1 protein-coding gene is annotated in these 1,426 nt (G+C 65.1%); it reads right to left on the reverse strand.

The window, feature by feature from the left end:
* Positions 1-39 precede the first annotated feature (39 nt).
* Entirely contained in the window at positions 40-1,377 is a 1,338-nt protein-coding gene (locus tag ACFWTC_RS38945; RefSeq protein WP_384030738.1) for an IS630 family transposase, read from the reverse strand.
* Positions 1,378-1,426: the final 49 nt, after the last annotated feature.

Consider the following 1,426-nt stretch of genomic DNA (forward strand, 5'->3'; position numbering starts at 1 on the left):
CTAGTGTCCTGCGCCGGAAATAGCGAGTCTAAATAGCTGTCAGGTGTTGATGGTTGGTGGGTTGATTTTGGTGAGGTAGTCGGCGAGGGAGTTGAGGATCTCGTCGGCGGTCTTGGTCCAGGTGAACGGCTTGGGGTCCTGGTTCCACCGCTCGATCCATGCGCGGATGTCGTTCTCCAGGGCCTTGACGGATGTGTGGACGCCGCGGCGGATGAGTTTGTCGGTCAGCAGGCCGAACCACCGCTCGACCTGGTTCATCCAGGAGGAGCCGGTGGGGGTGAAGTGGACGTGGAAGCGGGGGTGCTTACCCAGCCACGTCCTGATCTCGGCGGTGTTGTGGGTGGCGTAGTTGTCACAGACCAAATGCACGTCGAGGCCGGCGGGTACCGCCTTGTCGATGCGGATCAGGAACTTCTTGAACTCGATTGCCCGGTGGCGGCGGTGCAGTGCCGATATGACGGTGCCATCAGCGATGTTGAAGGCGGCGAACAGGCTGGTGATGCCGTGCCGGTAGTAGTCATGGGTGCGCCGCTCGGGCATGCCGGGCATCATCGGCAGCACTGGCTGGGAGCGGTCCAGCGCCTGTATCTGGCTCTTCTCATCCACGCACAGCACGACGGCTTTCTCGGGCGGGTGGTGATACAGGCCGACGACGTCGACGACCTTGGCGACGAACTGAGGGTCGGTGGAGAGCTTGAACGCGTCCTGGAGGTGCGGCTTGAGGTCGAACTTCTTCCAGATCCGCCCGACTGTCGATTTCGACAGGCCGGAGTGCTTTGCCATCGAGGCCCGCGACCAGTGGGTGTCCTCGCCCGGGGTGGATTCCAAGGTCGCGGTGAGCACGTCTTCGACCTGGTCGAGGAGGATCGAGGGCGGCCGGCCGGGGCGCGGCTCATCGGTCAGCCCGTCCAGCCGCAAGCCGATGAACCTCGACCGCCATCGGTTGACCGTTCCATGGGCGACGCCGAGTTCGGTGGCGATCTCCTTGTTCGTTCCGCCTTCCGCACACCGCAGCACGATCTTCGCGCGCAGCGCCAGGTACTGCGCGGTCTTCGCCCGTCGCGCCCAGCGCGTCAACTCCGCACGTTCAGCCTCGGACAGCACCAGCTCCGGCTTGCGCCGACCCGGCCGCGGCGCGTCCGCCAGGCCCGCCAGCCGCTGGCCGGCGAACCGGGATCGCCACTTGCGCACCGTCTCCGCGCTCACCCTGAAATCCGCCGCCACAGCAGTGTTTGACGTTCCGTCCGCACAGGCCAGGATGATCTGGGCCCGCTCCACTGCACGAGCCGATACCGCGCCGTCCGCCCAGCGCGTCAGCTCCGCACGTTCCTCGGCGGACAGCACGACTTCGACAGCACGAGGACCCCGAGACGACATACAAACAGCCTACCAACTTAGAGTCGCCATTTCCGGCGCAGGACACTAG

This window comes from Streptomyces sp. NPDC058619, from assembly GCF_042717785.1.
Classification (GTDB): Bacteria; Actinomycetota; Actinomycetes; order Streptomycetales; family Streptomycetaceae; genus Streptomyces.